Annotated in this window: 21 protein-coding genes and 2 tRNA genes; 2 read left to right on the top strand and 21 right to left on the bottom strand. The window is 58.1% G+C overall.

The window, feature by feature from the left end; translation table 11 throughout:
* Nucleotides 1-157: 157 nt before the first annotated feature.
* The 13 genes from truB to rlmE all read right to left on the bottom strand — a co-directional run bounded on the left by truB (nucleotide 158) and on the right by rlmE (nucleotide 12,783).
* Nucleotides 158-1,075 carry a tRNA pseudouridine(55) synthase TruB gene (gene truB, locus NVB75_RS23980; RefSeq protein WP_003212182.1) on the bottom strand — a complete coding sequence of 306 codons (918 nt, stop codon included), beginning with the start codon at nucleotides 1,073-1,075 and terminating at the stop codon, nucleotides 158-160.
* Nucleotides 1,076-1,078: 3 nt separating this feature from the next.
* Nucleotides 1,079-1,480: a 30S ribosome-binding factor RbfA gene (gene rbfA / locus NVB75_RS23975; protein WP_017478568.1), complete on the bottom strand. Its 402-nt coding sequence runs from the start codon at nucleotides 1,478-1,480 to the stop codon at nucleotides 1,079-1,081.
* A 159-nt stretch (nucleotides 1,481-1,639) separates the two neighbouring features.
* Nucleotides 1,640-4,162 carry a translation initiation factor IF-2 gene (infB, locus tag NVB75_RS23970; protein ID WP_003212186.1) on the bottom strand — a complete coding sequence of 841 codons (2,523 nt, stop codon included), beginning with the start codon at nucleotides 4,160-4,162 and terminating at the stop codon, nucleotides 1,640-1,642.
* Nucleotides 4,163-4,189: 27 nt separating this feature from the next.
* Nucleotides 4,190-5,671, bottom strand: coding sequence for a transcription termination factor NusA (gene nusA, locus NVB75_RS23965; RefSeq protein WP_003212187.1), 1,482 nt, complete (start codon nucleotides 5,669-5,671; stop codon nucleotides 4,190-4,192).
* Nucleotides 5,672-5,718: 47 nt separating this feature from the next.
* On the bottom strand, nucleotides 5,719-6,177 hold the full coding sequence (gene rimP, locus NVB75_RS23960; protein WP_003235029.1) for a ribosome maturation factor RimP: 459 nt from the start codon (nucleotides 6,175-6,177) through the stop codon (nucleotides 5,719-5,721).
* Between the two features lie 140 nt (nucleotides 6,178-6,317).
* Nucleotides 6,318-6,394, bottom strand: a tRNA-Met gene (locus NVB75_RS23955).
* A 96-nt stretch (nucleotides 6,395-6,490) separates the two neighbouring features.
* Nucleotides 6,491-6,576, bottom strand: a tRNA-Leu gene (locus NVB75_RS23950).
* A gap of 21 nt (nucleotides 6,577-6,597) precedes the next feature.
* Entirely contained in the window at nucleotides 6,598-6,981 is a 384-nt protein-coding gene (gene secG, locus NVB75_RS23945) for a preprotein translocase subunit SecG (RefSeq protein WP_026078118.1), read from the bottom strand.
* Nucleotides 6,982-6,985: 4 nt separating this feature from the next.
* Nucleotides 6,986-7,741, bottom strand: a complete 756-nt coding sequence (tpiA, locus tag NVB75_RS23940; RefSeq protein ID WP_003212194.1) for a triose-phosphate isomerase — start codon at nucleotides 7,739-7,741, stop codon at nucleotides 6,986-6,988.
* 66 nt (nucleotides 7,742-7,807) lie between these two features.
* A complete protein-coding gene (gene glmM / locus NVB75_RS23935; protein WP_258343623.1) occupies nucleotides 7,808-9,145 on the bottom strand; it encodes a phosphoglucosamine mutase in 1,338 nt (445 codons plus the stop codon).
* A 16-nt stretch (nucleotides 9,146-9,161) separates the two neighbouring features.
* Nucleotides 9,162-10,013, bottom strand: a complete 852-nt coding sequence (gene folP, locus NVB75_RS23930; RefSeq protein WP_258343622.1) for a dihydropteroate synthase — start codon at nucleotides 10,011-10,013, stop codon at nucleotides 9,162-9,164.
* 8 nt (nucleotides 10,014-10,021) lie between these two features.
* On the bottom strand, nucleotides 10,022-11,932 hold the full coding sequence (gene ftsH / locus NVB75_RS23925) for an ATP-dependent zinc metalloprotease FtsH (RefSeq protein WP_017478564.1): 1,911 nt from the start codon (nucleotides 11,930-11,932) through the stop codon (nucleotides 10,022-10,024).
* 200 nt (nucleotides 11,933-12,132) lie between these two features.
* Nucleotides 12,133-12,783 carry a 23S rRNA (uridine(2552)-2'-O)-methyltransferase RlmE gene (gene rlmE / locus NVB75_RS23920; RefSeq protein WP_003212203.1) on the bottom strand — a complete coding sequence of 217 codons (651 nt, stop codon included), beginning with the start codon at nucleotides 12,781-12,783 and terminating at the stop codon, nucleotides 12,133-12,135.
* Nucleotides 12,784-12,888: 105 nt separating this feature from the next.
* Here rlmE and yhbY point away from each other — a divergent pair, with 105 nt between their 5' ends.
* Complete coding sequence (gene yhbY / locus NVB75_RS23915; protein WP_003212205.1) at nucleotides 12,889-13,197, top strand: ribosome assembly RNA-binding protein YhbY; 309 nt, start codon at nucleotides 12,889-12,891, stop codon at nucleotides 13,195-13,197.
* 9 nt (nucleotides 13,198-13,206) lie between these two features.
* On the opposite strand, the gene NVB75_RS23910 is transcribed toward yhbY, so the two are convergent.
* The 8 genes from NVB75_RS23910 to grpE form a co-directional block, all read right to left on the bottom strand.
* A complete protein-coding gene (locus tag NVB75_RS23910) occupies nucleotides 13,207-13,611 on the bottom strand; it encodes an MFS transporter (protein ID WP_076013756.1) in 405 nt (134 codons plus the stop codon).
* Between the two features lie 28 nt (nucleotides 13,612-13,639).
* Nucleotides 13,640-14,116, bottom strand: a complete 477-nt coding sequence (gene greA / locus NVB75_RS23905) for a transcription elongation factor GreA (RefSeq protein ID WP_122540392.1) — start codon at nucleotides 14,114-14,116, stop codon at nucleotides 13,640-13,642.
* Complete coding sequence (gene carB, locus NVB75_RS23900; protein WP_003212212.1) at nucleotides 14,113-17,334, bottom strand: carbamoyl-phosphate synthase large subunit; 3,222 nt, start codon at nucleotides 17,332-17,334, stop codon at nucleotides 14,113-14,115. The genes greA and carB overlap by 4 nt, the downstream gene beginning before the upstream one ends.
* 105 nt (nucleotides 17,335-17,439) lie before the next feature.
* Nucleotides 17,440-18,576 (bottom strand): glutamine-hydrolyzing carbamoyl-phosphate synthase small subunit, encoded by a 1,137-nt coding sequence (carA, locus tag NVB75_RS23895; RefSeq protein WP_258343621.1) that lies wholly within the window; start codon nucleotides 18,574-18,576, stop codon nucleotides 17,440-17,442.
* 259 nt (nucleotides 18,577-18,835) lie between these two features.
* Nucleotides 18,836-19,642, bottom strand: a complete 807-nt coding sequence (gene dapB, locus NVB75_RS23890; RefSeq protein ID WP_017478561.1) for a 4-hydroxy-tetrahydrodipicolinate reductase — start codon at nucleotides 19,640-19,642, stop codon at nucleotides 18,836-18,838.
* A gap of 10 nt (nucleotides 19,643-19,652) precedes the next feature.
* The gene (dnaJ, locus tag NVB75_RS23885) at nucleotides 19,653-20,777 is read right to left on the bottom strand and encodes a molecular chaperone DnaJ (RefSeq protein ID WP_063033218.1); all 1,125 of its coding nucleotides are present in this window, start codon (nucleotides 20,775-20,777) and stop codon (nucleotides 19,653-19,655) included.
* Between the two features lie 316 nt (nucleotides 20,778-21,093).
* Nucleotides 21,094-23,010, bottom strand: a complete 1,917-nt coding sequence (gene dnaK, locus NVB75_RS23880; protein ID WP_063033219.1) for a molecular chaperone DnaK — start codon at nucleotides 23,008-23,010, stop codon at nucleotides 21,094-21,096.
* A 102-nt stretch (nucleotides 23,011-23,112) separates the two neighbouring features.
* Nucleotides 23,113-23,673 (bottom strand): nucleotide exchange factor GrpE, encoded by a 561-nt coding sequence (gene grpE, locus NVB75_RS23875; RefSeq protein ID WP_003212224.1) that lies wholly within the window; start codon nucleotides 23,671-23,673, stop codon nucleotides 23,113-23,115.
* Nucleotides 23,674-23,926: 253 nt separating this feature from the next.
* Here grpE and recN point away from each other — a divergent pair, with 253 nt between their 5' ends.
* Nucleotides 23,927-25,600: a DNA repair protein RecN gene (recN, locus tag NVB75_RS23870; RefSeq protein WP_017478557.1), complete on the top strand. Its 1,674-nt coding sequence runs from the start codon at nucleotides 23,927-23,929 to the stop codon at nucleotides 25,598-25,600.
* Nucleotides 25,601-25,687 lie beyond the last annotated feature (87 nt).

Genomic DNA, 25,687 nt, shown 5'->3' with positions numbered 1-25,687 from the left:
ACCCTCGTTCCAGTTTGCGTAAAAGCTACTGCGCTCGGTAATCCTGCGTCAAAAACAGGCTCGGAATGCTCATTAACAGCAGTTAACTCCGCTTCCTCGCCTGTTTTTTCCTTGTCTTACCTTCGCTCGCTACGCTTTTACCACAAACTGGTTCCGGTCATTCTGACCGAATCAGTCGACGCGGCGCGATGCGCCCGTCTTCGCTCACTTCACCGATACCGATAAAGCGACCGTTGTGATCTTGTACTCGCACCATGCCGAACTTCGGGGCATCCGGTGCTCGTACTGGCTGGCCGTTAAGCCAGTAAAACGCGCTGTGCTCCGAGAAGTGCAGCAATGGCCAATCCAGCAAACCGCTGTCCGATGGCATCAGGAAGCGATCAACCGCTTCGTTGCCGCCTTCGGCATGTACCGCTTCCAGCTCTTCCAGCGTGACCGTCTGGGCCAGGGTGAAAGGGCCGGCCTGGGTGCGTCGCAGTTCTGCAACGTATGCGCCACAGCCTAGTTGCTCACCGATATCTTCCACGAGGGTACGGATATAGGTGCCTTTGCTGCAGTCCACCGCCAACCGGGCAGTGTCGCCTTCAGCGGCGAGCAATTCCAAGCGCGCAATAGTAACAGAACGCGGTTCGCGCTCCACCACTTCACCTGCACGTGCCAACTTGTAAAGCGGCTGACCATCACGCTTGAGAGCCGAGTACATCGGCGGTATCTGACTGATTTGCCCACGAAAAGCAGGTAAGGCAGCCTCGATATCAGCACGACCAACGGTCACTTCGCGAACCTGCAAAACATCACCTTCGGCGTCTGCCGTGGTGGTGGTCTTGCCCAGTTGCATCAGGGTTTCGTAACCCTTGTCGGAATCAAGCAGGTATTGCGAAAACTTGGTGGCCTCGCCAAAGCACAACGGCAACACGCCGGTGGCCAAGGGGTCGAGGCTGCCGGTGTGCCCTGCCTTCTCGGCATTGAGCAGCCAGCGGACCTTCTGCAACGCCGCATTGGAGGTAAAGCCAATGGGCTTGTCCAGCAGAATGATGCCGCTGACGTTACGACGGATACGTTTGACCTGAGCCACCGATTACTCCTTGGCGTCTTCAGGCGTAGCGGAGACCGGGTGCTGATTGTCTTCAGCCACGGCCCGCTCGATCAGTGCCGACAGATGCGCGCCACGCACGACGCTTTCGTCGTAGTGGAAGTGCAACTGTGGAACGCTGCGCAGCTTCATTTCACGGGCCAACTGCATGCGCAGGAAGCCTGCGGCAGAGTTGAGCACCTTGATGCTTTGCGCGATTTCTTCGCTGCTGTCCTGACCCATCACGGTGATGAAGATCTTGGCGTGACCAACGTCACGGCTGACTTCAACGGCGGTGATGGTGACCAGGCCAACACGTGGGTCTTTTACTTCACGACGGATCAGCTGTGCCAGCTCGCGCTGCATCTGATCGCCGATACGTTGGGTACGGCTGTATTCTTTTGCCATGTCTTGTTACCTGTTACTGCCACACGGTGAAACCCGTGGGGTCTGAAAGCGGCAAACGCCCGGCCTGACAAAAGCCAGACCGGGCGTTGCGTTTAGAGTCCGAACACGGCGCCAGGCATTTGCATGCCCGGGCGCCGCGTGGCCCTTGAAGTGCGCGAGTTAGAGGCTGCGAGCAACCTGAACCTTCTCGTAGACTTCGATCTTGTCACCCGCCTTGACGTCGTTGTAGCTCTTGACGCCGATACCGCATTCCATGCCGGCACGTACTTCGGAAGCGTCATCCTTGAAGCGGCGCAGGGATTCCAGCTCGCCTTCGAAGATAACGATGTCTTCACGCAGTACACGGATTGGACGGTTACGGTGCACAACACCTTCGATAACCATGCAACCGGCGATCGCGCCGAATTTCGGCGAGCGGAACACGTCACGCACCTCGGCCACACCCAGGATGTTCTCCCGGACGTCGCTGCCAAGCATGCCGGTGAGGGCTTTCTTGACGTCTTCGATGATGTCGTAGATGACGTTGTAGTAACGCATGTCCAGGCCTTCCTGCTCGACGATCTTCCGTGCGCCAGCATCGGCACGCACGTTGAAGCCGAACAGTACAGCGTTGGAAGCCAGTGCCAGGTTGGCGTCGGATTCGGTGATACCACCGACGCCGCCACCGACAACACGCACTTGCACTTCGTCGTTACCCAGGCCGTTCAAGGCGCCGTTCAACGCTTCGAGGGAACCACGAACGTCAGATTTGAGGACGATATTAAGCGTCTTCTTCTCTGCCTGGCCCATGTTCTCGAAGATGTTTTCCAGCTTGCCGGCGTGAGCACGGGCCAGCTTGACTTCGCGGAACTTGCCTTGACGGAACAGAGCCACTTCACGGGCTTTCTTCTCGTCCGACAGCACGCTCATCTCGTCGCCAGCGTCCGGGGTACCGTCCAGGCCGAGGATCTCGACAGGGATGGAAGGACCGGCTTCCTTGATTGGCTTGCCGTTCTCGTCGAGCATGGCCCGTACACGGCCATAGTTCGAACCGACCAGGACCATGTCGCCTTGGCGCAGGGTACCGTCTTGAACCAGAACGGTTGCAACCGGGCCACGACCTTTGTCGAGACGCGATTCAACCACAACACCACGACCCGGGGCCGATGGAGTTGCTTTCAGTTCGAGAACTTCGGCTTGCAGCAGGACAGCTTCGAGCAGTTCGTCTACACCGGTACCGACTTTCGCCGAAACCGAAACGAATGGCGTATCACCGCCCCACTCTTCGGAAGTCACGCCGTGAACCGACAGTTCGCTACGGATGCGATCGAGATCGGCGCCCGGCTTGTCGATTTTGTTCACTGCAACAACCAGAGGAACACCAGCGGCCTTGGCGTGCTGGACAGCTTCAATGGTCTGCGGCATTACGCCGTCGTCCGCTGCAACTACCAGGATCACGATGTCAGTCGCCTTGGCACCACGGGCACGCATGGCGGTAAACGCGGCGTGACCTGGGGTGTCGAGGAAGGTGACCATGCCGCGCTCAGTTTCAACGTGGTATGCACCGATGTGCTGGGTGATGCCGCCGGCTTCGCCTGCAGCTACCTTGGCACGACGGATATAGTCGAGCAGCGAGGTCTTACCATGGTCAACGTGGCCCATTACGGTCACGACTGGCGCACGGGAGAAAGTCTCGCCTTCAAACTTCAGGGACTCAGCCAGGGAATCTTCCAGGGCGGTGTCGCTGACCAGGGTCACTTTGTGGCCCAGCTCTTCAGCAACCAGTTGGGCAGTTTCCTGGTCCAGTACCTGGTTGATGGTCGCTGGGGTACCCAGTTTGAACATGAACTTGATGATTTCAGCAGCCTTGACCGACATCTGATTGGCGAGATCGCCAACAGTGATGGTCTCGCCGATCTGCACATCACGCACGACAGGGCCGGTTGGGCTCTGGAAACCGTGGGCGTTGCGCTTCTTCAGCTTGGCCTTGCCGCGACCACCGCGACGGAAGCTGTCGCTTTCTTCGTCGGTAGTACGTGGAGCAACACGTGGCGCTGGCGCCTTCTCTTTGACCGAAGCACGATGTGGAGCGTTTTTGCGCTCACCATCGCCACTGCCCCGACGATTGTTATCGTCGGCACGTGGTTTGTCCGGACGACGAGGTTCTTCGCGTTTGCGAGCGTCGGCTGCAGGAGCCGGCGCGGCGGCAACCGGAGCGGCCTCACGAACAGCTTCAACAGGCGCGCTAGGCGCGGCAACGGCCTCAGTGTTAGCAGGTTGCGCAGCAGCAGGCTGGCGACGCGCTTCTTCTTCGGCGCGACGCTTGGCTTCTTCTTCAGCCTTCTGACGAGCAGCATTTTCTACTGCGCGACGTTCTTCCAGTTCGCGTTTGCGCTCGGCTTCGATTTCTTCCGGGCTGCGCTGTACGAAGACTTTCTTCTTGCGTACTTCAACGCTGATGCTCTTGCTGCCAGCAACACGCAGGGTGCTGGTGGTTTTGCGCTGCAATGTAATCTTGCGCGGTTCTTCCACTTTCGCCTTGTGGCTGCTCTTCAAGTGAGTCAGCAAAGACTGCTTCTCACTATCGCTCACACCTTCGTCGGCGGCGGTGTGCGGCAGACCTGCCTCACGCATCTGCTGCAACAGGCGCTCTACCGGTGTTTTGACCTCATCGGCCAGTTGTTTCACCGTGACTTGCGTCATGCACTTCTCTCCTCAGGCCGCGCCTAATTACTCGAACCAATGGGCTCGGGCGGCCATGATCAACTTGCCGGCACGATCATCGTCAATGCCGTCGATGTCGAGCAGGTCGTCAATAGACTGCTCGGCCAGGTCTTCGCGGGTAATTACGCCGCGCACCGCCAGTTCCATCGCCAAATCCTTGTCCATACCCTCAAGCGAGAGCAGGTCTTCGGCCGGATGGGCGTCTGCCAGCTTTTCCTCAGTAGCGATGGCTTTAGTCAACAAACGATCCTTGGCCCGAGCGCGAAGCTCGTTGACGGTGTCTTCGTCAAAGCCGTCGATGTTGAGCATTTCTTCCAACGGTACGTAGGCAATCTCTTCCAGGCTGGTGAAGCCTTCATCTACCAGCACCTGCGCCAGGTCTTCGTCGACTTCCAGCTCGTCGATGAAGTTGCGCAGGATGTCACCGGTTTCTGCTTGCTGCTTAGCCTGGATGTCCGATTCGGTCATCACGTTCAGGGTCCAGCCGGTCAACTGGCTGGCCAAACGTACGTTCTGACCACCGCGACCGATGGCCTGAGCCAGATTGTCTGCGCCAACGGCGATGTCCATTGCATGGGCATCCTCGTCAACGATAATTGCCGCCACTTCAGCAGGCGACATTGCGTTGATCACAAACTGCGCCGGGTTATCGTCCCACAGGACGATGTCCACACGCTCACCGCCCAATTCGCCCGACACTGCCTGGACGCGCGAACCGCGCATACCAATGCAAGCACCTTGCGGGTCGATGCGTTTGTCCTTGGAGCGGACCGCGATCTTGGCGCGCGAACCCGGATCGCGGGACGCAGCCATGACTTCGATCAGGCCTTCGGCAATTTCCGGCACTTCGATGCGGAACAACTCGATCAGCATTTCCGGCGCGGTACGCGACAGGATCAACTGAGGGCCGCGGTTCTCGGTGCGGATTTCCTTGAGCAGCGCACGCAAACGCACGCCAACCCGGAAAGTTTCGCGAGAAATGATGTCTTCGCGGGCCAGCAACGCTTCAGCGTTGTTACCCAGGTCGACGATCACGTTGTCGCGGGTGACTTTTTTCACGGTGCCGGAGATGATTTCACCCAGGCGCTCGCGGTAAGCGTCAACGACTTGAGCGCGCTCGGCTTCGCGGACCTTCTGCACGATGACTTGCTTGGCAGTCTGTGCAGCGATGCGGCCGAACTCGATGGATTCGATCTTTTCTTCGACGACATCACCGACCTGGGCGCCCGGATGCGTTTCAGCAACCTTGCTCGGCCAGGTTTCGATGGCCGGATCATCAAGATCGGCTTCTTCGACGACCGTCCAGCGACGGAAAGTCTCGTAGGCACCGGTGTGGCGGTTGATTTCCACACGCAGATCAACTTCGTCTTCAAAACGCTTTTTGGTAGCAGTGGCCAGAGCCAGCTCCAGCGCTTCAAAAATCACGTTTGCCGGTACGCCCTTTTCATTGGATACCGACTCAACAACCAGCAGTACTTCTTTGCTCATCGTACGCCTCGCCTTTCGCAAGCCATTGGATCCGCGGGATCCGCGTCTCAGTCAAAACTGGGAATAATGTTGGCCTTGTCGATCATATCGATCGGCAACAGGAATTCATGGTCTTCTACCTGCACCACGACGTCCTGCTCTTCTACACCGCGCAGAAGGCCCTGAAAGTTGCGTCGCCCTTCAAAGGGAGAGCGCAGCTTGATCTTCACTTGTTCACCGGCAAATTTTGCAAACTGATCAATAGTGAACAGTGGGCGTTCCATGCCAGGCGAGGAAACTTCGAGGGTGTATTCAACGGAGATCGGATCTTCAACATCCAGGACACCGCTGATCTGACGGCTGACAATGGCACAATCGTCCACCAGCACGCCGCCCTCTTTATCGATATAAACGCGCAACATTGAGTGGCGACCTTGAGCCGAAAACTCAATACCCCAGCATTCATAGCCTAGGGCCACGACCACCGGGGCCAACAAGGCCTGCAACTCTTCTAGCTTGCTCGACACCTGAACCCCCTCGTGCATGTATGTGCATGCTGTGCAAAATAAAAAAATGGGCGAAACGCCCATCCTTGAAACGCCGTCGAACAGCGGCGTTGAAAGTGTCCAGCTAACAAAAAGCCCCTTAAAAGGGGCTCCGCTAAAACTGGTTGCGGGGGCCGGATTTGAACCGACGACCTTCGGGTTATGAGCCCGACGAGCTACCAGACTGCTCCACCCCGCGACAAAGCTGGGGCGGAAGTATACGACCGATCCCTTACAGGGTCAATGTAACCTTCCACCTACAAGAAAGCCCGCAACAGCGGGCTCTCCTGATAATTGGTACCGAGAAGGGGACTCGAACCCCTACACCCTATGGGCACAACCACCTCAAGGTTGCGTGTCTACCAATTCCACCACCTCGGCAATACAGCGTTTACAACCTTCTTACTTCTGCTCTTGAGCTGGAGGTACGTCAGTCGCTGGAGTAGCCGACTTTTGCTCTTGAAGCACCGGGACATCATCAGAAGCCGGCTTTGCTTTTGGTACTTCCAACACTGCTGGGTTTGGGAGACCTACCTGAGTCAGCACATGAGCTTTCTCTTTAGCAAAGTAACCTAACCCCAAGCTGGTTATGAAGAAACCGGCGGCAAGTATAGCAGTAAACTTACTAAGAAAGGTAGAGGAACCTTGGCTTCCGAACACAGTATTTGAAGCACCTGCCCCGAAAGACGCACCAGCGTCCGCACCTTTACCCTGCTGCAGCAAAACCAGAGCAACTACGCCCAGTGCACCCAGCAGATGAAAAACAACGATGACTGTTTCCAGCATTTTTTCAGTTTCCCGCGGCGCGACAAATCGCACCGAACTCATCTGCATTCAGGGAAGCTCCACCAATGAGCCCCCCATCGATATCCGGCATGCCGAACAGTTCGACCGCATTGGCCGCCTTCACGCTGCCGCCGTATAGAAGCCGCACACCTCGTGCGACCTCAGAATTCTCTGCCGCCAACTGCGCGCGGATGGCTGCGTGCACATCCTGCGCCTGTTGCGGCGAAGCAGTCAGCCCGGTGCCAATGGCCCAGACCGGCTCGTAAGCGATTACTGCATTTGCAAAGGCACCGACCCCCAGCTCCTCGATGATGCTGCCCAGCTGACGCCCGACAACCTCAAGAGTTTTACCGGACTCACGCTGCTCAAGGGTCTCCCCTATGCACAACACCGGAACCAAGCCGCAAGCCTGTGCCGCTGCGAATTTGCGATTGAGTGTCCCATCACGCTCGCCCATGATCTGGCGGCGCTCGGAGTGCCCAACAAGCACCAGGGAACAACCCGCATCAACCAGCTGACTCGGTGCAATCTCACCGGTCAACGCACCTTGCATGGATTCCACCGCAGAGTTCTGCGCGCCGACCTGGATCGACTTACCTTTCAAGCCATCAATCACTTGATTGATATACAAGCAAGGCGGGAATACCGCGACATCAACACCGCTAGGCAAGGCCAAGTGACGAAGGCCGTTGATCAGCTCAGCGACACTGGCGCGGGTACCGTGCATCTTCCAGTTACCAGCTACCATAGTGCGACGCATGCTGTACCTCGTCGGTCAAAGTGGGCGCAGATGTTACCCAACCACATCATCACTGGCAAGCCGAATTCAGGCGCAAACTTCAGTTACCAGTTTTGCCAGCTCTTCGGCATAGCCGCGAACCTGTGTTTCGTCCTCGCCTTCGACCATGACACGCACCAAAGGCTCGGTACCCGACTTGCGCAACAAGACCCGACCACGACCCGCCATGGCGGCAGTGACGCGCTCGCTGGCCTCTTTCACAGCCGGATGCTCGATAGGGTTGTCCCCACCCGCAAAGCGCACGTTGAGCAGTACTTGAGGGCACTTGCGCAACGCCTGGCGCGCCTGGGCCAGGCTTTCTTTGCGACGACGCAGCGCCAGCAGCACCTGCAGCGCGGCGATGATCGCATCCCCGGTAGTCGTATGCTGGAAGCAGACGATATGCCCGGAGTTTTCGCCACCCACCTGCCAATTACGCTCCAGCAGATCAGCGATCACGTAGCGGTCACCGACATTGGCGCGCACAAACGGAATACCCAGATCTGCCAGGGCCAGCTCCAACCCCAGATTACTCATCAAGGTGCCGACGACACCACCTTGCAGCTTGTTACGCTCGTGCAGGTCACGGGCAATGATGAACAACAGGTCGTCGCCATCGACGATCGCGCCAGTGTGGTCGACCATCAATACGCGGTCGCCATCACCATCGAACGCAATACCCAAGTCGGCATGCTCAGCCAGGACAGCCGCCTGCAACTGCCCCATGTGGGTTGAGCCGCAGTTGTCGTTGATGTTCAAGCCGTTCGGCTGAGCCGACAGCACAGTAACGTCTGCACCAAGCTCCTTGAACACACTCGGTGCGACTTTGTAGGTCGCGCCGTGGGCACAGTCGATGACGACTTTCAGCCCGGCAAAATTGGTGCTGCTTGGCACGCTGCTTTTGCAGAATTCGATGTAACGACCGGAAGCGTCGTTAATCCGTGAAACCTTGCCCAACTTGCTCGATTCGACGACGGTCATCGGCGCATCGAGCAATTCTTCGATCATGTGCTCAATCTCGTCCGGCAGCTTGGTGCCTTGGCCCGAGAAGAACTTGATGCCGTTGTCATCGTGAGGATTGTGCGAGGCACTGATCACAATACCGGCTTCAGCGTGGAAGGTACGCGTCAGGTAAGCAATCGCCGGCGTAGGCATCGGCCCCAGCAGCATTACATCAGCGCCGGCAGCGGACAGCCCGGCCTCCAGCGCGGACTCAAACATATAGCCCGAGATACGCGTGTCTTTACCCACCAGGATGCGGCAGGCCCCCATGCTGCGGAACGCCATGCCGGCAGCCCAGCCCAGCTTGAGCATGAAATCGGGAGTAATCGGGAATTCGCCGACCCGACCGCGAATGCCATCGGTACCAAAATACTTTTTAGTCATAAGTGCTCCATCATTCTTATTCGGCTGATTCAACCGCAGCGATCATCCGCACTACATCTATCGTCTCGGCCACGTCATGGACGCGCAAGATACGTGCACCCTTGACCACGGCAAGTGCCGCAAGTGCCAGGCCGCCATGCAGCCGCTCGCCCACCGGACGATTCAACGCCAGACCTATCATGCTCTTGCGCGAAACCCCAACCAACAAAGGGCGACCAAGGGCATGCAGGGTTTCCATATGCTTGAACAGGCTTAAATTGTGCTGCAAGGTCTTGGCAAAACCAAATCCCGGATCGAGGATTATCCGCTCGGGGGCAATCCCCACTGCGGCGCATTGAGCCATGCGCCCGGCAAGGAAGTCTTTCACTTCACCGACCAAGTCGTCGTAATGCGGGTCGTCCTGCATCGTGCCCGGCTCACCGAGCATATGCATCAGGCAAACCGGCAACCCCGTGGCGGCAGCTGCATCCAGAGCACCATCACGTTGCAGGGAGCGCACATCGTTGATCAACCCTGCACCCAGCCGCGCGGTTTCACGCATGACAGCCGGTGTAGAGGTGTCGACAGAGATGATGACATCCAGCTCTCGATGGATGCGCTCGACAATCGGCGCAACACGCTCCAACTCCTCAAGGGGAGAAACCGCGCGAGCCCCGGGACGGGTCGACTCGCCGCCCACGTCAATCAAGGTCGCACCGGCAGCCACCATGGCTTCCGCGTGGCGCAACGCAGCATCAAGCTGACTGAAGCGACCGCCATCGGAAAAGGAATCAGGGGTTACGTTAAGAATGCCCATCACGTGCGTACGGGCCAAATCAAGAACCCGGCTGCCGCAAGGCAACCGGGTCGAGGACAACGCAGAAGTCATTTCAAACCTTAATGGTCAGCAGCCGGGCCGCCGATTGGAGCTTCAGGGCGTTCGTTCTGTACCACTGGAGGCGTACCCGAAGTCCCCGAACCACCTTCCCAATCGCGAGGCTCGCGAGGTGTACGACCAGCCATGATGTCGTCGATCTGATCGGCATCAATGGTCTCGTACTTCATCAGGGCGTCAGCCATGGCGTCGAGCTTGTCGCGGTTATCGGTGAGGATCTGCTTGGCCGTGCCGTAGCACTGGTCAATGATGCTGCGCACTTCGGAGTCGATCAGCTTGGCTGTCTCACCGGAGAAGCTGGCAGCTTGACCGCCACCACCGCGACCCAGGAATACTTCGCCTTCTTCCTCGGCATACATCAAAGGACCGAGTTTTTCCGACAGACCCCACTTGGTCACCATGTTCCGTGCAATCTGGCTCGCACGCATGATGTCGTTGGACGCGCCGGTGGTAACACCATCAAAGCCCAAGGTCATCTCTTCCGCGATCCGGCCGCCATACAGCGAGCAGATCTGGCTGATCAAGGCACGCTTGGAGAGGCTGTAGCGATCCTCTTCCGGCAGGAACATGGTGACGCCCAGCGCTCGACCACGAGGAATGATCGATACTTTGTAGACAGGGTCGTGCTCAGGCACGACACGACCAACAATGGCGTGACCCGCCTCGTGATAGGCAGTGTTCTGCTTCTCTTTCTCGGACATGACCATGGACTTGCGCTCGGCGCCCATCATGATCTTGTCTTTCGCCAGCTCGAACTCTTTCATTTCAACGATGCGTTTGCCGGTACGGGCAGCGAACAGCGACGCTTCGTTCACCAGGTTGGCAAGGTCGGCACCGGAGAAGCCTGGAGTACCACGGGCAATCACGGCCGGAGCCACGTCGTCGCCCATTGGCACTTTGCGCATGTGCACTTTCAGAATTTGTTCACGACCACGAATGTCCGGCAGACCAACCACAACCTGACGGTCGAAACGGCCCGGACGCAGCAGCGCAGGGTCGAGTACGTCTGGACGGTTGGTTGCGGCGATTACGATGATGCCGTCGTTCATTTCGAAACCGTCCATCTCAACCAGCAACTGGTTAAGAGTCTGCTCACGCTCATCATGACCGCCGCCCATGCCCGCGCCACGATGGCGACCAACGGCGTCGATTTCATCGATGAAGATGATGCAAGGCGCGTGTTTCTTGGCCTGTTCGAACATGTCGCGAACACGGCTGGCACCGACACCGACGAACATTTCGACGAAGTCGGAACCGGAAATGGTGAAGAAAGGTACTTTGGCTTCGCCGGCAATGGCCTTGGCCAGCAGGGTTTTACCGGTACCTGGCGGGCCAACCATCAGCACGCCGCGAGGAATACGACCACCCAGGCGCTGGAACTTGCCCGGATCCCGCAGGAATTCAACCAGCTCGCCCACTTCTTCCTTGGCTTCGTCGCAACCAGCAACGTCAGCCAGGGTAGTTTTCACCTGGTCTTCGGAGAGCAGGCGCGCCTTGCTCTTGCCGAAACTCATCGGCCCGCCCTTGCCTCCCGCACCACCTTGCATCTGGCGCATGAAGAACATGAACACGGCGATGATCACCAGGATCGGGAAGCTGGCCACCAGGAGCTGGGTCCAGATGCTCTGCTGCTCAGGCTGCTTGCCTTCGACGACTACGTGGTTATCCACCAGGTCGCCGATAAGGCCATTGTCCTGGATTGCCGGACGAATGGTCTTGAAGCTGTCGCCATCGTTGCGCTTGCCGGTAATCACATAGCCATCAACTGCTACGCGCTCGACCTTGCCATCCTTAACTTGCTGGATGAAGTCGGAATAGTTGAGGGTCTGCGGCTCGTTAGGGCTGGAGAAGTTGTTCATCACCGTCACGAGGACAGCCGCGATGATCAACCACAGGATCAGATTCTTTGCCATATCGTTCAATTAACTACCCTCTGAAGCAAGCTCCGCTACTGGCGCGTGCTTCGCATGATATTCACCGGCCTAACTTACTACATTACCTACAACTCTGGCAGGCGCCGTCTGTAACCCTTTGTGAAACTTTGACTACACAATATTCGTAAAGCTTCGTGACGAAAGCGATATAAAAAAACCTATCGCCTCCGTCAAATTTCTCAAAAACGCTCTTCACTGGCAGCGCCTTCAATGCCACGGAACCCGCGACCCAGCAAATACTGCTCACGGGACCTGTCCCGGGAAGAGTCAGGCTTGCGTGTCTGTACCTTGTCGAACAGCTTGCGGATGTTCTTGTGATACTCGTCGAAGCCTTCACCCTGGAAGACCTTGACCAAGAAGTCACCACCCGGACGCAGTACCCGTCCCGCCAGATCCAGTGCCAATTCGCACAGGAACATGGCTCGCGGCATATCAACAGCCGGTAATCCACTCATATTGGGGGCCATATCGGAAATCACAAGGTCTACCTGCGAATTACCGACGGCTTCCAGGATCTGTGCCAGCACTTCATCCTGGGTAAAATCGCCGTGAACGAAGGTCACGTCGGGGATACTGTCCATTTCCAGAATATCGGAAGCGATCAAACGACCTTGCCCACCAATCAGACGACTGGTCACCTGGGACCAGCCACCCGGGGCGGCACCCAGGTCGATCACACTCATGCCAGGACGGATCAACTTGTCCTTTTCCTGGATCTCCAGCAACTTGTAGCTGGCCCGGGAGCGGTAGCCATCCTTTTGCGCCATTTTGACGTAAGGGTCGTTGAAATGCTCTTGCAGCCACTTAAGGCTAGTTTTGGAACGGGCCACGGGCCACCTCGAAAATAAAACGGGTCGTGATTAACTGGGCGGTCCCGGACTCGCTCGGGTAAACTGGCCGCCGCTTTTTACAAGATCAGACGCAGGGGTCAGATTATGCCGCTCACTCAAGAGCAGAAGAAACAGTACAAATCCATTGGCCACCATCTGAAACCAGTTTTGATTGTGGCTGACAACGGTTTGACTGAAGGTGTGTTAGCCGAACTTGAACGCGCATTGGGCGATCACGAACTGATCAAAATCAAGGTCAGCATCCTTGATCGCGAGGCGCGCCTGGCAGCCATTGCAGAACTGTGCAAGGCTGGCAAAGCGGACCTGGTTCAGGTCATCGGCAAGATGGCACTGCTGTATCGCAAGAACTTCAGCGCCAACAAGCAACTGTCGAACGTACACCGCTTCAAGTGAAACAAAGGGTCACGGGCGTGCTTCGCGCGCCCTGCCGCTCCATCCTGGCGCCGGCTGTACAACCAGCACCAACCCGGAAAACCCTAGCACAAGATAGCTGAACAGCTGCCAGCGCAACGCTTCCGGCAGAAAGATGCGCACTACGCAAAACATTGCGCACGCATACAGCGCCATCAACAGCAGTTGCCCGCGTATATCCCGCCACAAACTCTCCAAGCCTTCGGCCTTGATCAGCACCAGCGCCTGAAGCGTCACGCACGCCGCTGCAAACCCCACCAGCAACGCACTCAGTAATCCGCCGACCTCATCGATCAGCAACGGTGCCAGGCCTATCAGGCCCAGCACCGGCAGAACACCAATGTGTAACAGCCATAGGCCGCCAACCCAAAGCATCTGGGCAAACTGCCAAAGCATGGCGCCCGCATGAAGCGGGCGCCGTCTTTCAGATGTGACGAACTTCGACAATCTCGTACTCGATCACGCCACCAGGCGTCTTGACGGCCACCACATCACCTTCTTCCTTGGCAATCAAGGCGCGGGCCAGCGGCGAACCGACGGAGATCTTGCCGAGTTTGAAGTCGGCCTCGTCTTCACCCACGATGTGGTAAACCACGCTTTCGTCAGTCTCGACGTTGGCAATTTCCACGGTGGTACCGAAAATCACCTTGCCGGTATGCGGGATGGTAGTGACATCGATGATCACCGCATTCTGCATGCGGCCTTCGATATCACGGATCCGCGCCTCGACCATACCTTGCTGCTCGCGGGCAGCATGGTATTCAGCGTTTTCCTTCAGGTCACCCAATTCCCGGGCCGTGCCGATGTCCTGGCTCAGCTTCGGACGGACGACCTTGGTCAGGTGGGCGTGTTCTTCTTCCAGGGCTTTTGCGCCCTGGACGGTCATTGGGTATTTGATCATGCCTTCAATCCTGCGTGTAGATCCTGCAAGCGACGCACGGTTTTTTCAGGACCGAACTTGAGCGCTTCGCAGATAGCTTCGCCAGCAGCAATGGTAGTGGTGCAGTAGATCTTGTGCTGCAAGGCGTTACGACGAATGGAGTAGGAGTCCGCGATCGACTGGCGACCTTCGGTAGTGTTGATGATCAGGGTGACTTCGTCATTCTTGATCATGTCGACCACGTGTGGACGGCCTTCCGTTACCTTGTTCACGCGACGTACTTTCAGGCCGGCAGCCTCAATCAGCTTGGCGGTCCCGGCAGTAGCCACGACTTCGAAGCCCAAGTTGATCAGATCACGGGCCACGCCTGCAACCAGCGGCTTGTCATCATCGCGCACGCTGATGAACGCAGTACCGCCGGTCGGCAGCACTTCGCTGGCGCCCATCTGGGCCTTGGCGAACGCTTCACCGAAGGTATCGCCCACGCCCATGACTTCACCGGTGGACTTCATCTCTGGGCCCAGGATCGGGTCCACACCAGGGAATTTGGCGAATGGGAACACCGCCTCTTTCACGCTGTAGAAGTTCGGAATGATTTCCTTGGTGAAGCCGATTTCCTTCAACGTCTTACCGGCCATCACACGAGCAGCAATCATCGCCAGGGACACACCGATGCACTTGGAAACAAACGGTACGGTACGCGAAGCGCGCGGGTTGACTTCGATGACGTAGATGTCTTCGCCTTGCAGCGCCAACTGCACGTTCATCAGGCCGACCACGCCCAGCTCCAGGGCCATTTTCTTGACCTGTTCGCGCATCTCGTCCTGAATGTGCGCAGGCAGCGAGTACGGCGGCAGCGAGCAAGCGGAGTCACCGGAGTGAACGCCAGCCTGTTCGATGTGCTGCATGATCGCGCCGATCACCACGTCGGTGCCGTCGCAGACCGCATCCACGTCCATCTCGATGGCACAGTTGAGGAAGTGGTCCAGCAGCACCGGGCTGTCGTTGGACACTTTCACCGCGTCACGCAGGTAACGCTTGAGTTCGTCTTCTTCGTAGACGATTTCCATCGCCCGGCCGCCCAGTACATAGGACGGACGCACCACCAGCGGGTAACCGATCTTGCTGGCTGCGCGGATCGCTTCGTCTTCGCTGCGCACAGTGGCGTTTGGCGGCTGACGCAGGTTCAGACGCTCAACCATCTGCTGGAAGCGTTCACGGTCTTCGGCGCGGTCGATAGCGTCAGGGCTGGTGCCGATGATTGGTACGCCAGCAGCTTCAAGTGCGCGAGCCAGTTTCAACGGGGTTTGCCCACCGTACTGGACGATCACGCCTTTTGGCTTCTCGACGCGGCAGATTTCCAGTACGTCTTCCAGCGTTACCGGCTCGAAGTACAGACGGTCGGAGGTGTCGTAGTCGGTGGAAACAGTTTCAGGGTTGCAGTTGACCATGATGGTCTCGTACCCGTCTTCGCGCAGGGCGAGAGCGGCGTGTACGCAGCAATAATCGAACTCGATGCCTTGGCCGATACGGTTTGGACCTCCACCCAGGATCATGATTTTGTCGCGGCCCGACGGCGCTGCTTCGCACTCTTCCTCGTAGGTGGAGTACATATACGCGGTGTCGGTGGCGAACTCGGCCGCGCAGGTATCAACGCGCTTGTAGACCGGGAAGATATCCAGCTTGTGGCGATGGGTGCGCAGGTTCTTCTCGGTCACGCCCAGCAGCTTGGCCAAACGCATGTCGGAGAAGCCTTTGCGCTTGAGGCGGAACATCAGGTCGCGGTCGATGGAGGACAGACCGAGGGTCTTGACCTTCTCTTCTTCCTTGATCAGATCTTCGATCTGTACCAGGAACCACGGGTCGATCATGTTCATGCCGAAGATGTCTTCGACGGTCATGCCGGCGCGGAAAGCATCGGCCACGTACCAGATACGCTCGGCACCCGGCACGGTCAGCTCGCGCTTGAGCACGCTCATGCTTTCCGGGTTGCTCAGGTCGAGCTTTTCATCCAGACCGCAAACACCCACTTCCAGGCCGCGCAGGGCTTTCTGCAGGGACTCCTGGAAGGTCCGGCCGATAGCCATGACTTCACCGACCGACTTCATCTGAGTGGTCAGGCGGGCGTCGGCTTTCGGGAATTTCTCGAAAGCGAAGCGTGGCAGCTTGGTGACGACGTAGTCGATCGACGGCTCGAAGGACGCCGGTGTTGCACCGCCAGTGATTTCGTTCTGCAGCTCGTCCAGTGTGTAACCGATCGCCAGCTTGGCAGCGATGCGCGCAATCGGGAAGCCGGTAGCTTTCGATGCCAGCGCCGAGGAGCGCGATACACGCGGGTTCATCTCGATCACAACCATGCGGCCAGTGTCCGGGCAGATGCCGAACTGGACGTTGGAGCCACCGGTTTCCACGCCGATCTCACGCAGTACCGCCAACGAGGCGTTACGCATGATCTGGTATTCCTTGTCCGTCAGGGTCTGTGCTGGCGCAACAGTGATCGAGTCACCGGTGTGCACGCCCATCGGGTCAAAGTTTTCGATCGAGCAGACGATGATGCAGTTGTCCTTCTTATCGCGGACAACCTCCATCTCATATTCTTTCCAGCCGATCAGGGATTCGTCGATCAGCAGCTCTTTGGTCGGCGACAGGTCCAGACCGCGAGCGCAGATTTCTTCGAATTCTTCACGGTTGTAGGCGATACCGCCGCCGGTGCCGCCCATGGTGAAGGACGGACGGATGATGCACGGGAAGCCCAAGCGCTCCAGAACCGCATTGGCCTCTTCCATGCTGTGGGCGATACCGGAACGCGGGCAGTCAAGACCGATGGACTTCATGGCCTTGTCGAAACGCGAACGGTCTTCAGCCTTGTCGATGGTGTCGGCATTGGCGCCGATCATCTCTACGCCGAACTTCTCCAGGACGCCTTCGCGCTCCAGGTCCAGTGCGCAGTTCAGGGCGGTCTGGCCACCCATGGTTGGCAGCAGCGCGTCCGGACGCTCTTTTTCGATGATCTTGGCAACGGTCTGCCACTTGATCGGCTCGATGTAGGTGGCGTCGGCCATGTCCGGGTCGGTCATGATGGTGGCCGGGTTGGAGTTCACCAGGATGACGCGATAGCCCTCTTCGCGCAGGGCTTTACAGGCCTGGGCGCCGGAGTAGTCGAATTCGCAGGCCTGGCCGATCACGATCGGGCCAGCGCCGAGAATCAGGATGCTTTTTATGTCTGTACGTTTTGGCATGGGTTTGTCACTCAAATCCGCAGGTCAGTCGGCAAGCCGTCTTGAACAATCTTTGAAGAGCCCGAGGGGGCCGCCGGTTTCCCGGGCCACCCTCGGGCCGCTCACTTAGCGTCGCTTGGCCATCTCATTGATGAAACGGTCGAACAGCGGCGCTACGTCGTTCGGGCCCGGGCTTGCTTCAGGGTGGCCCTGGAAGCTGAACGCGCTCTTGTCGGTGCGTTCGATGCCTTGCAGGGAACCGTCGAACAGCGACTTGTGAATCGCCCGGACGTTGCCCGGCAGCGTCGCTTCATCCACCGCAAAACCGTGGTTCTGACTGGTGATCATCACGACGCCAGTGTCCAGGTCCTGCACCGGGTGGTTGGCACCGTGGTGGCCGTGGCCCATTTTCAGGGTCTTGGCGCCGGAGGCTAGGGCCAGCAACTGGTGGCCGAGGCAGATGCCGAATACCGGGATCTCGGTTTCCAGCACTTCCTTGATCGCCTTGATGGCGTAGTCGCAAGGCTCCGGGTCACCCGGGCCGTTGGACAGGAACACACCGTCCGGCTGCAGGGCCAGTACATCGCTGGCCGGGGTTTGCGCCGGCACCACGGTCACGCGGCAACCGCGCTCGACCAGCATGCGCAGGATGTTGTGCTTGATACCGTAGTCGTAGGCCACAACGTGGTACGGCAGCTCGGAAGCTTCGATGGTCGCGTGGCTGTCGGTCTTCAAGTCCCAGACAGTGGAGCGCCACTCGTACTTTTCCTTGGTGCTGACGACTTTCGCCAGGTCCATGCCTTTCAGGCCAGGGAAACCTTGGGCCGCTGCAATCGCTGCTTCTTCGGAGATGTTGTCACCGGCCATGATGCAGCCGTTCTGCGAACCTTTTTCACGCAGGATGCGTGTCAGGCGACGCGTATCGATACCGGCGATCGCCACAACGTTGTTGGCTTTCAGGTAATCGGACAGGGACATCGTGTTACGCCAGTTGCTCGCTACCAGTGGCAGGTCACGGATGACCAGGCCAGCCGACCAGACACGATCAGACTCGGCGTCTTCCGGTGTAGTACCGGTGTTGCCGATGTGCGGATAGGTCAGGGTAACGATCTGTTGGGCGTAGGAAGGATCAGTAAGGATTTCCTGATAGCCGGTCATGGCGGTGTTGAACACCACCTCTCCAACGGTCTGACCGTCGGCTCCAATGGCTTCGCCGCGAAAAATGCTGCCATCAGCAAGGGCGAGTATGGCTGGCTTAGTCAAGAAGACCTCCCGTAAATAAAGCCTGAAAGGGCGATCGCAGGTTGTAAAAAAGCGGAGTGACGTATGGACACGTCACCCCGCTTCTTCACCGAATTATTCTGCGCGCTTTTAGTGGACACACTAAAGCTGTAGCTTACAGAAAAAGGCTTTTTTGGTCCACCGCTAATGAGCCTTAAAGGCAGGGGAATGCGACAGGACGTCGCTTAGCGGGTAAAAACGGGGCCTCAGCATATTCCTGAGACCCCGTTTTAGCTACTTCTTAATGCAGATCCAGCACGTCACGCATGTCGTACAAGGCCGGCGTACGACCGTCCAGCCACAGCGCCGCACGTACAGCACCCTTGGCGAACGTCATGCGACTCGACGCCTTGTGGGTGATCTCAAGACGCTCACCCTCGGTCGCGAACAGCACGGTGTGATCGCCCACCACGTCACCGCCGCGAACGGTGGCAAAACCGATGGTGTCATGGGCGCGAGCCCCGGTATGACCTTCACGACCATACACCGCCACCTTCGACAGATCCCGCCCAAGGGCATCGGCAATCGCCTCACCCATGCGCAACGCCGTACCCGACGGCGCATCGATCTTGTGCCGGTGATGCGTCTCGATGATCTCGATGTCAGCCTCATCGCCCATCACGCGCGCTGCCATGTCGAGCAACTTCAGCGACAGATTGACACCGACGCTGAAGTTGGCCGCGAACACGATAGGAATATCCTTGCCCGCTTCCACCAGCAGCTGCTTTTGCTCGGCGCTCAGACCTGTCGTGCCGATCACCATGGCCTTGCCCGCCTTGCGGCAGAACGCCAGGTTTTTCAGCATCACGTCCGGCAGGGTGAAATCGATCAGCACGTCGAATTCGTCGGCGACCTGTTCCAGATTGCCGGACAACGAAACGCCGATCCGCCCCAGGGACGCCAACTCACCCGCGTCCGCACCAATCAAGGTGCTGCCGGGACGAACAATCGCCGCTGTCAGCCCGGAGGCCGGCGAGCGCGCCTGTACGGCCTCGACCAGGGTTTTGCCCATGCGCCCGGCAGCGCCCATCACCGCGATACGTCGCATACTCACTTCCTTACAGGTCGCCGAAGAAACGCTTCACGCCTTCGAACCAACCAGTGGTCTTTGGCGAATGAGTGTCATCGCCGGCCAGGGAGCTGCGGAATTCTTCCAGCAGTTCGCGCTGACGACGCCCCAGGTTCACCGGCGTCTCGACCGCCACACGACACATCAGGTCGCCAGCACCGCCACCGCGCACCGGCGCAACACCTTTGCCACGGATACGGAACTGCTTGCCGGTCTGCGTACCCTCAGGAATCTTCAACTTGACCCGACCGTCCAGCGTCGGAATCTCAAGCTCGCCACCCAGGGCCGCGTCGACAAAGCTGATCGGCACTTCACAGAACAGATGCTTGCCGTCGCGCTGGAAGATCGAGTGCTCGCGCACATTGATCACCACGTACAGGTCGCCCGTCGGGCCGCCCTGCGTGCCCGCCTCGCCTTCACCCGACAGACGAATGCGGTCGCCGGTATCAACACCCGCCGGCACTTTCACCGAGAGGGTCTTGTACTCTTCGACACGTCCTTCGCCGTGGCACGAGTCGCACGGATCGGAAATGATCTTGCCCTGGCCATGGCAGCGCGGGCAGGTCTGCTGCACCGAGAAGAAGCCTTGCTGCATACGCACCTGGCCGATACCGCCGCAGGTCGGGCAAGTGATCGGCGAGGAGCCTTTCTTGGCGCCCGAACCGTCGCACGGCTTGCAATTGACCAGCGTCGGAACACGGATATTGACGCTGGTGCCACGCACCGCTTCTTCAAGGTTCAGTTCCAGGGTGTAACGCAGGTCGCTGCCACGCTGAGCACCACCACGCTGGCCACCACGGCCGCCGCCAAAGAAGTCGCTGAACACGTCGCCGAAAATATCGGAGAAGTTCTGACCACCAAAGCCTGCACCGCCGCCGCCCATGCTTGGGTCGACACCGGCATGGCCGTACTGATCATAAGCGGCACGCTTGTTTGGATCACACAGGCATTCGTAGGCCTCATTGGCCTCTTTGAACAGCTCTTCGGATTCTTTGTTATCCGGATTACGGTCCGGGTGGTGCTTCATTGCCAGGCGACGGTAAGCCTTTTTCAGGTCCGCCTCGCTGGAGCCGCGCTCCACACCCAACACTTCGTAATAGTCACGCTTTGCCATAAGTCTTTGCACTCTTAAGGACGTCCGGCAAAACCCTCCTGAGCCTTGCCAAACTCGTTGAGCCCCAATACAGGCCCGGACCCAACTCACGTCAATTCAACGATCCTGGTCGTTACTGCTTTCAGCCGGCAACCGGCCAAAAACGCGGTGACTGTCGTCCGGAAAGCAGGAGCATTCCCGATCACACCGCCAGCATCCGAGCGTCGTCGCATGCTGTAAAAATTCGCGTACCCCAGACACGCCAACGCGGGAGCAAGCTCCCGCGCGGCGACATCCTACCAGTCACCGCTTGTGAGCGGTCAACCGGGCGACCAAGTTACTTCTGGTCTTTGACTTCTTCGAACTCAGCATCGACAACATCGTCGTGCTTGGCTTCAGGTTCTGCCTGGTGTGCAGCACCGTCAGCCGGCTGGCCTTGTTCGGCGTACATTTTCTGAGCGACTGGCGCAGAGACTTTCGACAGCTCTTCAACCTTGGCTTCGATAGCAGCCTTGTCGTCGCCTTTAACGGCGGCTTCCAGGGCAACTACGGCGGCTTCGATTGCAGTTTTCTCTTCAGCAGTCACTTTGTCGCCAGCGTCAGCGATCATTTTGCGCGTCGAGTGAACCAGTGCATCACCCTGGTTGCGGGCAGCGGCCAGTTCTTCGAACTTGCGGTCTTCGTCAGCGTTGGCTTCAGCATCACGGATCATCTGCTGAATTTCTTCCTCGGACAGACCCGAGTTTGCCTTGATCACGATCGACTGAGTCTTGCCGGTGGCCTTGTCTTTGGCGCCTACGTGCAGAATGCCGTTGGCGTCGATGTCGAAGGTCACTTCAATTTGTGGCACGCCACGTGGTGCTGGTGGAATCTCGGCCAGGTCGAACTTGCCCAGGGACTTGTTCTGACCGGCCTGCTTACGCTCACCTTGCAGCACGTGAATGGTCACGGCGCCCTGGTTGTCATCGGCAGTCGAGAACACTTGCGATTTCTTGGTAGGAATCGTGGTGTTTTTCTCAATCAGCGCAGTCATCACGCCGCCCATGGTTTCGATACCCAGGGTCAGCGGGCTAACGTCCAGCAGCAGAACGTCTTTCACGTCGCCGGCCAATACCGCGCCCTGGATGGCAGCACCCATGGCAACCGCTTCGTCCGGGTTCACGTCTTTACGCGCTTCTTTACCGAAGAACTCGGTCACCAGCTTCTGAACCAGTGGCATACGGGTCTGACCGCCGACCAGGATCACGTCGTTGATCGCGCCAACGTCGATACCCGAGTCTTTCAGCGCAATGCGGCAAGGCTCGATGGTGCGTTGAACCAGGTCTTCTACCAGCGACTCCAGCTTGGCGCGGGAGATTTTCACGTTCAAGTGCTTAGGACCGGTGGCATCTGCAGTGATGTACGGCAGGTTCACGTCGGTCGAATTGCTCGAAGACAGTTCGATCTTGGCTTTCTCAGCGGCTTCTTTCAGGCGCTGCATGGCCAGCGGGTCACCTTTAAGGTTCATGCCGCTTTCTTTCTTGAATTCGTCAACGAGGTAGTCGATCAGACGAATGTCAAAGTCTTCACCGCCCAGGAACGTGTCGCCGTTGGTGGCCAACACTTCGAACTGGTGCTCGCCATCGACTTCAGCGATTTCGATCACGGAAACGTCGAAGGTACCGCCACCCAGGTCGTAAACGATCACGGTGTGATCGCCCTTGGCCTTGTCCATACCGTAGGCCAGAGCGGCTGCGGTTGGTTCGTTGATGATACGTTTTACGTCCAGGCCAGCAATACGGCCGGCGTCTTTGGTCGCCTGGCGCTGGCTGTCGTTGAAGTAGGCCGGAACGGTAATCACCGCTTCAGTCACTGCTTCACCGAGGTAGTCTTCGGCGGTTTTCTTCATCTTTTTCAAGATTTCAGCCGAGATTTGCGGCGGCGACATTTTCTGGCCGTTCACTTCAACCCAGGCGTCACCGTTGTCAGCCTTGGCGATTTTGTACGGGACCATCTTGATGTCTTTCTGTACGACTTCTTCGTCGAACTTACGACCGATCAGACGCTTCACCGCGTACAGGGTGTTATGCGGATTGGTCACAGCTTGACGCTTGGCGGACTGGCCAACCAGGATTTCGCCGTCGTTGGCATAAGCCACGATGGACGGGGTGGTACGTGCGCCTTCGGCGTTTTCAATAACTTTGGATACGCCGTTTTCCAGCACGGAGACGCAGGAGTTGGTAGTCCCCAGGTCGATACCGATAATTTTGCCCATGATTTACTCTCCCGAAACTTAGATTTTGTTGCCACAGCAGTGGTGGCTAACTGCGGCAGTACTTAAACGCTTGACTTATAGATGGGGCCGTTACGACGTATTTCAAGCCTGCTCATCAATAGAAGGTGCAACCGGTGCGGGAGCCTTGCTCACCACAACCATTGCCGGGCGCAGCAAGCGACCGTTGAGCTGGTAACCCTTCTGGAACACCTTCAACACGCTGTTCGGCTCAAGATCAGCGTTTTCCTGCATCGCCATCGCTTGATGATGCTCAGCATTGAACGGCTCGCCGCCTTGTGGATCGATGGCTTCCAACTGATAACGCTTCAGGGTGTCCTGGAACATTTTCAGGGTCAGTTCGATCCCTTCGCGCATTGGGCGGATGTTTTCGTCGTCCGGATTGGACAGCTCAAGGCCACGCTCCAGGCTGTCGATGATCGGCAAAAGATCACCGGCAAATTTTTCCAGGGCGAACTTGTGAGCCTTTTCTACATCCTGCTCGGCGCGGCGGCGGACGTTCTGCAGATCAGCGGCAACACGCAACGATTGATCCTGTGCGCCTGCCAACTGCTCTTCGAGCACTTGCACACGAGCTGCCAGATCTTCACCTGCGGCCTGGTTGGCGTCTGGATTTTGCGTATCCTGCGTCTGTTCGTCAGCCATAGATTTCTCCTTTCAAAATCATGCGCGAACTCGACTCGCGCTTCTGTTCCGGTATATGGGGCCACAATTTTCAGGTTCAAGGGCTGGGGCGTTACCAAAAGTCTTTCACTTGTCCTGGATCAATTTCCCCCGATCATTCCCTGTCGCACTTAAAAAGACAGTTATTCAAGCAAATCGGACTAAGCATCAGGATTGTCACCCCCAAACAAAACACTGTATAAATAACCAGACCTAAAGCCTGGGAGCGGCCGTCATGCTGGTGCACCTGTCCGTACATAACTACGCCATCGTTGAACATCTGGATCTTGAACTGGATCGCGGGATGAGCGTAATCACAGGCGAAACCGGCGCCGGCAAGTCGATCATGCTCGACGCCCTGGGCCTGACCCTGGGCGATCGTGCCGACAGCGGCGTGGTCCGCCCCGGCGCCGACAAAGCCGACATCCTCGCCACCTTTGACCTGGCCGACATCCCGGAAGCCGAAGCCTGGCTTGCCGAGCGCGACCTTAATAATGAAGGCCCGTGCATTCTGCGCCGGGTGATCACTGCCGAAGGGCGCTCCCGCGGCTATATAAATGGCACCCCCTGCCCCCTCGGCGACTTGAAAGCCCTGGGTGAGCTGCTGATCGACATCCACAGCCAGCATGAACACCAGTCCCTGCTGAAAACCGACACCCATCGCCGGCTCCTCGACGAGTACGCCGGCGCCACGGACCTTGCGCGCCAAGTGCAACTGGCCGCGCAGCGCTGGCGCCAGACCCGCCAGGAGCTGGAGCGCCTCTCCAACTCCGGCGATGAGCAGCGTGCCCGCCACCAATTGCTCAGCTACCAACTGGAAGAGCTGGAAAGCCTGGGGCTCGGCGAGACAGAACTGGAGCAACTGGAACAGGAACACAAGAACCTCACCAACGCCGAAACCCTGCTGGGCATCTGCCGGCAAGTGGTGGAGCAGTGCAGCGAAAGTGATTCCGGCAATGTGCTCAACGCCCTGACGGCGAGCCTCAATCGCCTGTCCAGCGTGAACAATGCCTCCGGCTCACTGAATGAAGCCACCACACTGCTCACCAGCGCACAAATCCAGGTAGAAGAAGCCGTGGGCGAGTTGAACCGCTTCCTCGACCACTTCGATGCCGACCCGGCCCGCCTGCAGGACATAGAAGAGCGCCTGGACACCATCTACACCCTGGCGCGCAAACACCGGATCCAGCCGACCGAAGTCGCGACCATGCAGCAAAAACTGCTGGATGAAATCGAAACCCTGAACGCCAATGACGAATCCATTGAGCGACTGGGTGAAGAACTAGCGTCGTTTGCTCGCCATTATCAAGAGAAAGCCCGAGAGCTCAGTGACCTGCGCCATCAGGCAGCGACCGGCCTGGCCAGCGCGGTGGAACAAGAGATCCAGCGCCTGGGGATGCCCGGCGGGCGCTTCACCATCGAGCTGCACACCAACACCAGCAATGAGCTGCTGCCCAATGGTCTTGAACAGGTAGAACTGCTGGTCAGCGCAAACCCGGGCCAGCCATTGAAGGCACTGGCAAAAGTAGCGTCCGGCGGCGAGCTGTCACGGATCAGCCTGGCGATCCAGGTGATCACCGCCCAGACCTCACGCGTGCCAACGCTGGTATTCGATGAGGTGGACGTAGGGATCGGTGGCCCGACTGCCGAGATCGTTGGCCAGCTGCTGCGCCGACTGGGCGATCGTGGCCAGGTGCTGACCGTCACTCACTTGCCACAAGTGGCCGCCCAAGGGCATCAACACTTGTTCGTGCACAAAGTGCGGGGCAGTGATGCGACCCATACCGCCGTATCCAAACTGAACAAGACCGAACGGGTAGAAGAAGTGGCGCGGATGCTCGGCGGCATTGACCTGACCAAGGAGTCCTTGGCTCACGCGAAAAAAATGGTGGTAACCGCGAAGGTCTGAAGCCTGACTTACTGAGCACTTTTCTTTCTATAGAAAGCACGAAGGCGACCCTAGGGTCGCCTTCGATCGTTTCGCAGAGCGAATCTG

Source organism: Pseudomonas sp. CBS, from assembly GCF_024734645.1.
GTDB lineage: Bacteria > Pseudomonadota > Gammaproteobacteria > Pseudomonadales > Pseudomonadaceae > Aquipseudomonas.
The sequence above is the reverse complement of the archived record's forward strand: the minus strand, read 5'-3'. Positions and strand labels throughout refer to the sequence as shown.

Coding starts and splice junctions, on each gene's coding strand:
- yhbY (WP_003212205.1), top strand. CDS start 12,889: ATGCCGCTCACTCAAGAGCAGAAGAAACAGTACAAATCCATTGGCCAC.
- glmM (WP_258343623.1), bottom strand. CDS start 9,145: ATGACTAAAAAGTATTTTGGTACCGATGGCATTCGCGGTCGGGTCGGC.
- nusA (WP_003212187.1), bottom strand. CDS start 5,671: ATGAGCAAAGAAGTACTGCTGGTTGTTGAGTCGGTATCCAATGAAAAG.
- ftsH (WP_017478564.1), bottom strand. CDS start 11,932: ATGGCAAAGAATCTGATCCTGTGGTTGATCATCGCGGCTGTCCTCGTG.
- grpE (WP_003212224.1), bottom strand. CDS start 23,673: ATGGCTGACGAACAGACGCAGGATACGCAAAATCCAGACGCCAACCAG.
- secG (WP_026078118.1), bottom strand. CDS start 6,981: ATGCTGGAAACAGTCATCGTTGTTTTTCATCTGCTGGGTGCACTGGGC.
- rbfA (WP_017478568.1), bottom strand. CDS start 1,480: ATGGCAAAAGAATACAGCCGTACCCAACGTATCGGCGATCAGATGCAG.
- dnaJ (WP_063033218.1), bottom strand. CDS start 20,777: ATGGCAAAGCGTGACTATTACGAAGTGTTGGGTGTGGAGCGCGGCTCC.
- dnaK (WP_063033219.1), bottom strand. CDS start 23,010: ATGGGCAAAATTATCGGTATCGACCTGGGGACTACCAACTCCTGCGTC.
- dapB (WP_017478561.1), bottom strand. CDS start 19,642: ATGCGACGTATCGCGGTGATGGGCGCTGCCGGGCGCATGGGCAAAACC.
- folP (WP_258343622.1), bottom strand. CDS start 10,013: ATGACTTCTGCGTTGTCCTCGACCCGGTTGCCTTGCGGCAGCCGGGTT.
- carB (WP_003212212.1), bottom strand. CDS start 17,334: ATGCCAAAACGTACAGACATAAAAAGCATCCTGATTCTCGGCGCTGGC.
- tpiA (WP_003212194.1), bottom strand. CDS start 7,741: ATGCGTCGCACTATGGTAGCTGGTAACTGGAAGATGCACGGTACCCGC.
- infB (WP_003212186.1), bottom strand. CDS start 4,162: ATGACGCAAGTCACGGTGAAACAACTGGCCGATGAGGTCAAAACACCG.
- recN (WP_017478557.1), top strand. CDS start 23,927: ATGCTGGTGCACCTGTCCGTACATAACTACGCCATCGTTGAACATCTG.
- NVB75_RS23910 (WP_076013756.1), bottom strand. CDS start 13,611: ATGCTTTGGCAGTTTGCCCAGATGCTTTGGGTTGGCGGCCTATGGCTG.
- greA (WP_122540392.1), bottom strand. CDS start 14,116: ATGATCAAATACCCAATGACCGTCCAGGGCGCAAAAGCCCTGGAAGAA.